This window comes from Aeromicrobium sp. PFPM2_SD2 (assembly GCF_057364525.1).
On the sequence record NZ_JBNFNZ010000109.1, the window covers coordinates 1 to 6,504 of the forward strand.

6 protein-coding genes and 3 pseudogenes are annotated in these 6,504 nt (G+C 72.2%); all 9 read left to right on the plus strand.

What is annotated here, in order from left to right:
• Positions 1 to 148 precede the first annotated feature (148 nt).
• Positions 149 to 963: pseudogene (gene tsf, locus AC2W7G_RS07185) on the plus strand (translation elongation factor Ts).
• A gap of 41 nt (positions 964 to 1,004) precedes the next feature.
• Positions 1,005 to 1,750 (plus strand): annotated as a pseudogene (gene pyrH / locus AC2W7G_RS07190) (UMP kinase).
• Between the two features lie 88 nt (positions 1,751 to 1,838).
• A complete protein-coding gene (gene frr, locus AC2W7G_RS07195) occupies positions 1,839 to 2,393 on the plus strand; it encodes a ribosome recycling factor (RefSeq protein ID WP_485867835.1) in 555 nt (184 codons plus the stop codon).
• Entirely contained in the window at positions 2,390 to 3,262 is an 873-nt protein-coding gene (locus AC2W7G_RS07200; protein ID WP_485867836.1) for a phosphatidate cytidylyltransferase, read from the plus strand. The genes frr and AC2W7G_RS07200 overlap by 4 nt, the downstream gene beginning before the upstream one ends.
• A 1-nt stretch (position 3,263) precedes the next feature.
• A complete protein-coding gene (locus tag AC2W7G_RS07205) occupies positions 3,264 to 3,713 on the plus strand; it encodes a PGPGW domain-containing protein (RefSeq protein ID WP_485867832.1) in 450 nt (149 codons plus the stop codon).
• A gap of 49 nt (positions 3,714 to 3,762) precedes the next feature.
• Entirely contained in the window at positions 3,763 to 4,881 is a 1,119-nt protein-coding gene (gene rlmN, locus AC2W7G_RS07210) for a dual-specificity RNA methyltransferase RlmN (RefSeq protein WP_485867837.1), read from the plus strand.
• Between the two features lie 110 nt (positions 4,882 to 4,991).
• Entirely contained in the window at positions 4,992 to 5,711 is a 720-nt protein-coding gene (locus AC2W7G_RS07215; protein WP_485867833.1) for an enoyl-CoA hydratase, read from the plus strand.
• A complete protein-coding gene (locus tag AC2W7G_RS07220; RefSeq protein ID WP_485867834.1) occupies positions 5,708 to 6,160 on the plus strand; it encodes an AMP-binding protein in 453 nt (150 codons plus the stop codon). Before AC2W7G_RS07215 ends, AC2W7G_RS07220 begins: the two co-directional genes overlap by 4 nt.
• Positions 6,161 to 6,203: 43 nt before the next feature.
• Positions 6,204 to 6,504: pseudogene (locus AC2W7G_RS07225) on the plus strand (hypothetical protein); the annotation flags it as partial.

The window sequence follows — 6,504 nt, forward strand, 5'->3', positions numbered from 1 at the left end:
CCGCCGAGACGACCGAGCGCCCGCCGCCGAGTCCGGCGACCACCGAGAACGCCTGACCGGTCGGCCCCGGCCGATCACCGACCACCGCGGACGGCGGTCGCCGAGCAGCGATGCTCGGCGGCCGCCACCACGACGTAAAGGACATCCCATGGCAATCACCGCCGCAGACGTGAAGAAGCTCCGCGACGCCACCGGCGCGGGCATGATGGACGCCAAGAAGGCGCTGACCGAGGCCGAGGGCGACTTCGACAAGGCCGTCGAGATCCTGCGCATCTCGGGTGCCGCCAAGGCCGCCAAGCGCGGCGCCGAGCGCGAGGCCACCGCCGGCCTCGTCGCCAGCAACGGCAACGCCCTGGTCGAGCTCAACGCCGAGACCGACTTCGTCGCCAAGAACGACCAGTTCATCGCGCTGGCCGAGCAGCTCGCCGCCGCCGCGAACGAGCACAAGACGGCCGACGCCGCCGCGCTCGCCGCCGTCACGCTCGAGGACGGCCGCACCGTCGCCGACACCGTCAGCCAGCTGGCCTCGGTCATCGGCGAGAAGATCGAGCTCGGCCGCGTGGCCTACCTCGAGGGCGACGTCGCCGTCTACCTGCACCGTCGCGCCAGCGACCTGCCGCCGGCCGTCGCGTCCTCGTCTCGTACGAGGGCTCGGACGAGGCCGCCGCGCGCGGCGCCGCGATGCAGATCGCCGCGATGCGTCCGCGCTTCCTCTCGCGCGAGGACGTCCCGGCCGAGACCGTCGCCAAGGAGCGCGAGATCGCCGAGGCCATCGCCCGCGAGGAGGGCAAGCCCGAGCAGGCGCTGCCCAAGATCGTCGAGGGTCGCGTCAACGGCTTCTACAAGGAGGTCTCCCTCCTGGACCAGCCGTCGGTCACCGACAACAAGAAGACGGTCAAGGCCGTGCTCGACGAGGCCGGCGTGAAGGTCACCGGCTTCGCGCACATCGAGATCGGCGCCTGATCACCTACGATCGACAGCAGGACGAGACGAGAGGGGCCGCAGTGGTCGACAGCTTCAACGAGGCCGACCCTGCGGCCCCTTCGTTCCGGCGGGTGCTGCTGAAGCTCTCCGGCGAGGTCTTCGGCGGAGGACGGCTCGGGCTCGACCCGGACGTCGTCAACGCCATCGCCCGGCAGATCGCCGACGCCGCCCGCGAGGGCGTGCAGGTGGCGATCGTCGTCGGCGGCGGCAACTTCTTCCGCGGCGCCGAGCTGAGCCAGCGGGGCATGGAGCGCTCGCGCGCCGACTACATCGGCATGCTCGGCACGGTCATGAACGCGCTCGCGCTGCAGGACTTCATCGAGAAGCAGGGCGTCGAGACGCGCGTGCAGACCGCCATCACCATGGGCCAGGTCGCCGAGCCGTACATCCCGCGCCGCGCCGTGCGGCACCTGGAGAAGGGCCGCGTCGTCATCTTCGGTGCCGGCGCGGCATGCCGTACTTCTCCACCGACACCGTCTCGGCCCAGCGCGCGCTGGAGATCAAGGCCGACGCGGTGCTCATGAGCAAGAGCGGCGTCGACGGCGTCTACACCGCCGACCCGCGCCTGGACCCCACCGCGGTCAAGTACGACTCGGTGACCTTCGAGGACGCGCTGCGGCTCAACCTCAAGGTCGTCGACGCGGCCGCGTTCGCGCTGTGCATGGAGAACCGCCTGCCGATGGTCGTCTTCGGCATGGAGGGCGAGGGCAACATCGCCCGCGGCCTGCGCGGTGAGAAGATCGGTACGCTCGTCCACTCGTCCTGAGCGGACGCAGCCACGCACCACCGGCCGGCGCCATCCCGTCGGCCCCCGAGAGGCGCCGCCCGAGCGGCCCGTGAAGGAGCATGACGTGATCAACGAGACGCTGAACGAGACCGAGGCGAAGATGGCCAAGGCCGTCGAGCACTCCCGCGAGGAGTTCGCCGCGATCCGCACCGGCCGTGCGCACCCGGCGATGTTCTCGCAGATCACCGCCGACTACTACGGCACGCCCACCCCGCTGCAGCAGCTGGCCAGCTTCACCGTGCCCGAGCCGCGCGTCGTCATCATCAACCCCTACGACGCCGGCGCGAAGAACGCGATCGAGAAGGCCATCCGCGACTCCGACCTCGGCGTGAACCCGACCGACGACGGCAAGGTCATCCGGGTCTCGCTGCCCGAGCTGACCGAGGAGCGCCGCAAGGAGTACATCAAGCTGGCGAAGTCCAAGGCCGAGGAGGGCCGCGTCGCGGTGCGCAACCTGCGCCGCACGGCCAAGCAGGCCTTCGACAAGGCCGAGAAGGACTCCGAGATCAGCAAGGACGACAACACCGGCGCGGAGAAGAAGCTCGACGCGCTGACCAAGAAGTACGTCGACTCGATCGACGAGATGCTCAAGAAGAAGGAAGCGGAGCTCCTTGAGGTCTGAGCCGACGCCGGCGGACCCCTCCGCGCCGGAGCCGGCCGAGCCGGCCGCCGCGCTCAAGCAGAGCCGCGCCGGACGCAACCTGCCGGCCGCGACGCGCGGGCGTCACGCTCGTCGCGCTCGTCGTCTGCTCGCTCGTCTTCTGGAAGGCCGCGTTCGTCGGCGTCGTCGTGGTCGCGCTGACCGTCGGCGTGCTGGAGCTCGCCAAGGCGCTGGGCAACGCCGGCATCCGCGTGCCGCTCGTCCCGATCGTCGTGGGCGGCGTGGCGATGAACGTCGGCGCGTACGCCGAGGGCGTCGACGTGGCGGCGATCGCGATGGCGCTGACCGTCATCGGGATGTTCGTCTGGCGGATGGCCGAGGGGGCCGACGGCTTCGTCCGCGACACGTCCGCGGGCCTGCTGTGCCTGTCGTACGTGTGGCTCATGGGTGTGTTCGTCATGCTCATGCTCGCCGAGGACGACGGACCGTGGCGCATCATCGCGTTCATCGCGGTGACGATCGCCTCCGACACTGGCGGCTACGCGGCCGGCGTGCTGGCCGGCAAGCACCCCATGGCCCCGACCATCAGCCCGAAGAAGTCCTGGGAGGGCTTCGCCGGGTCGCTCGTCGCGGGCGTCCTGGTCGGCGTGCTCGTCGTGACGCTCGGCCTCGAGGGCGACTGGTGGGCCGGTGCGCTGCTCGGCGTCGTCGGTGTGCTGGCCGCGACGCTCGGCGACCTGTCGGAGTCGCTCATCAAGCGCGACCTGGGCATCAAGGACATGAGCGACCTGCTGCCGGGCCACGGCGGCCTCATGGACCGTCTGGACTCGCTCATCGTCGTGGCGCCGGTGGCCTGGCTCGTCCTGCACTACCTGGTGCCGGTGGCCTGACGTGAGCAAGGGCGTGAAGCGGATCGGTCTGGAGGTCCTGGGCTGGTCGCTCGTGCTCGTCGGGCTGGCGGCCATGGTGCTGCCCGGCCCGGGCCTGCTGTGCCTGTTCGCCGGCCTCGTCGTGCTGTCCCAGCAGTACGAGTGGGCCGAGCGCCGGCTCGACCCGGTCGAGCGCGCCGCGCTGCGGGCCGCGTACGAGGGCGTCAGCACCGCGCCGCGCATCGCCATGAGCGTGGCCGGCGGTGCTGTGCTCGTCGCCCTCGGCGTGCTGTGGATGGTCGACCCGGACGCACCCGGCTGGTGGCCGCTGCGCGACTCGTGGTGGCTGTTCGGCGGGTTCTGGACCGGGTTCTCGCTGGTCGCGTCCGGCATCATCTCGTGGGCGCTGATCGTCTACAGCTACCGCCGCTTCCGCGTCCGGGGGGAGCAGCCGCCGGCCCGTCGCGCCTGACGATTCGGCCGTTCCTTGCCCCGGGTGGGAGACTGGTTCGGTGAACGACATGCCCCGGACGCTCCCGCTCGTCCTCGAGCAGCCGCGTGGTCGCGCCAAGCCGCCGCGCCACCTCGCCGACCTCGCCCCCGAGGAGCGCAAGGACGCCGCCGAGAAGCTCGGCCTCCCCGCCTTTCGGCTCAAGCAGGTCGCGAACCACTACTTCGCGCGGCTCGAGCGCGATCCCGAGGCCATGAGCGACCTGCCGGCCGCGATCCGCGCCGAGCTCGCCGAGGGCGTGCTCCCGACCCTGCTGACCCCGGTGCGGGTCATGGAGGCCGACAAGGGCACGACCCGCAAGACGCTGTGGCGACTGTTCGACAACGCGCTCGTCGAGTCGGTGCTCATGCGCTACTCCGACCGCGCCACGCTCTGCGTCTCCAGCCAGGCCGGCTGCGGCATGGCCTGCCCGTTCTGCGCCACCGGCCAGGGCGGCCTGCAGCGCAACATGAGCACCGCCGAGATCATCGACCAGGTGGTCGACGGCGCCCGCGCGATGCGTGACGGCCTCGTCGCCGGCGGTCCGGGTCGTCTGTCGAACATCGTGTTCATGGGCATGGGCGAGCCGATGGCCAACTACAAGGCGGTCATCGGCGCGGTGCGCCGCATGGTCACGCCGGCGCCCGACGGCCTGGGCATGAGCGCCCGGAACATCACGGTCAGCACCGTGGGCCTCGTGCCGCGCATCAAGCAGCTGGCCACCGAGGGCATCCCGGTCACGCTGGCCGTCTCGCTGCACGCGCCCGACGACGAGCTGCGCGACACCCTGGTGCCGATCAACACCCGCTTCAAGGTCGACGAGGTCGTCGACGCCGCGTGGGAGTACGCCCGCACGACCAAGCGCCGCGTGTCGATCGAGTACGCGATGATGCGCGACATCAACGACCAGGCCTGGCGCGCCGACCTGCTCGCGGACGTCCTGCAGAAGCGCGGCGACTGGAACTGGGTGCACGTCAACCTGATCCCGCTCAACGAGATCCCCGACTCGCAGTTCACGCGCTCGCGCGACGAGGACATGGACGAGTTCGTGCGCCGGCTCGAGCGTCGCGGCATCAGCACCACGATCCGCGACACTCGCGGCGACGAGATCGACGCCGCCTGCGGGCAGCTGGCCGCCTCCGAGGTCTGAGGCCTCGCGGCCGGCGCCGACCGGCCGCCCGGCGTGGCCCACCGCACACGGTGGGTCCGGTGGCGCCTGGGTACGGTGACCCCACACCCCACCATCGAGGAGGAGACCCGGTGCTCGACGTGACCCGCGAGGGAGCCGTCTCGGTGCTGACGCTGCGGCGCCCCGAGAAGCGCAACGCGCTGGACCTGGACCTGTGCCGGCAGCTGTACGTCGCCGTCGACGAGCAGGTGCAGGACGGCGCGCGTGCCCTCGTGCTGACGGGGGAGGGGACGGTCTTCTGCGCCGGCGCCGACCTCGACGGCGTCCACGGTGACGAGTTCCTGCACGCCCTCTACGGCATGCTGCACCACCTCGCCGCCGTCCCGGTGCCGGTCGTCGCCGCGGTCAACGGCCCGGCCATCGGCGCCGGCACGCAGCTGGCCCTGGCCTGCGACCTGCGGGTCGTCGACGAGCGGGCGCGCTTCGCCGTCCCCACCGCGCTCAACGGCATGGCCGTGGACGCCTGGACCATCCGCACGCTGGAGAAGCTGGCCGGCACGGGGCGGGCTCGCCGCATGATGCTGGCCGCGGCGTCGGTCGACCGCGACGAGGCGCTCCTCTGCGGCCTGGCCGACCGCACCGGCACCTTCGCGGACGCCCTGGTCTGGGCCCAGGAGATCGCGGCGATGGCCCCGATGACGCTGGCCTACAACAAGCTCGTGCTGAACGGCACCGACGAGGACGAGCACGTCGTGGAGGCGGCGTTCGCCAGCGTGTGGCGCAGCGACGACGTCCAGGAGGCCGCCCGCGCGCGCACCGAGAAGCGTCAGCCCGTGTTCGAGGGCCGATGACCGCCCTGGCGTTCGAGGCGCTCGACCGCCACGTCGTGGCCGGCCGGGCCGACGACGTCGCCTTCGCCGGCGGGACGCGCCCGGTCACCTACGCCCGTCTGCTGGAGACGTCGGCGGCGCTGGCCGGCGGGCTGCGCCTGCTGGGCGTCACGGCGGGCACGGCGGTCGACCTGCGGCTGGAGCCGGGCCTGGAGCAGCTCGTCGCGGTGCTGGCGGTCGTCCGGCTGCACCTGGAGGTCGAGGACGGTGCCGACCCGCGCATCGGCGGCGACCCGGTGCGCGTCCACCTCGGCGGCGACGAGTACGAGTGGGGCACCGTGGTCAAGGCCGGCGCGAACGACCCCGCGGGCGCGGCCGAGCACGACCCGGAGGGCTACGCCGACCGCATGCGCGCGCGCTTCGGGCACCTGCTCGACCCGCTGCTCGGCGGCGGCGTCGTGACCCTGTGAGCACCGACGCCGGGCTGCGTCGTCCGGCGTCACGGTGCGCCGGGTGCGCGAGGAGGAGTGGAGCCGGCTGCGCGACCTGCGCCTGGAGGCGCTCGGCGACCCCGTCGCGCACCTGGCGTTCGTCGAGACGCACGACGCCGCGCTCGCCCGTCCCGACGACTTCTGGCGTGAGCGCACGCGAGCGGCCGCGGCCGGCACCGACGTCGTCCAGGTCGTCGCAGTTGACGACCGCGACGACCTCGTCGGCACCGTGACCGGGCTGGTCACCGGCCGGGGAGCGCGACCACCTGGGACGGACGGACGACCGCCTGCGGGCCGCGATCGTGGCGTCTACGTGCGCGCCA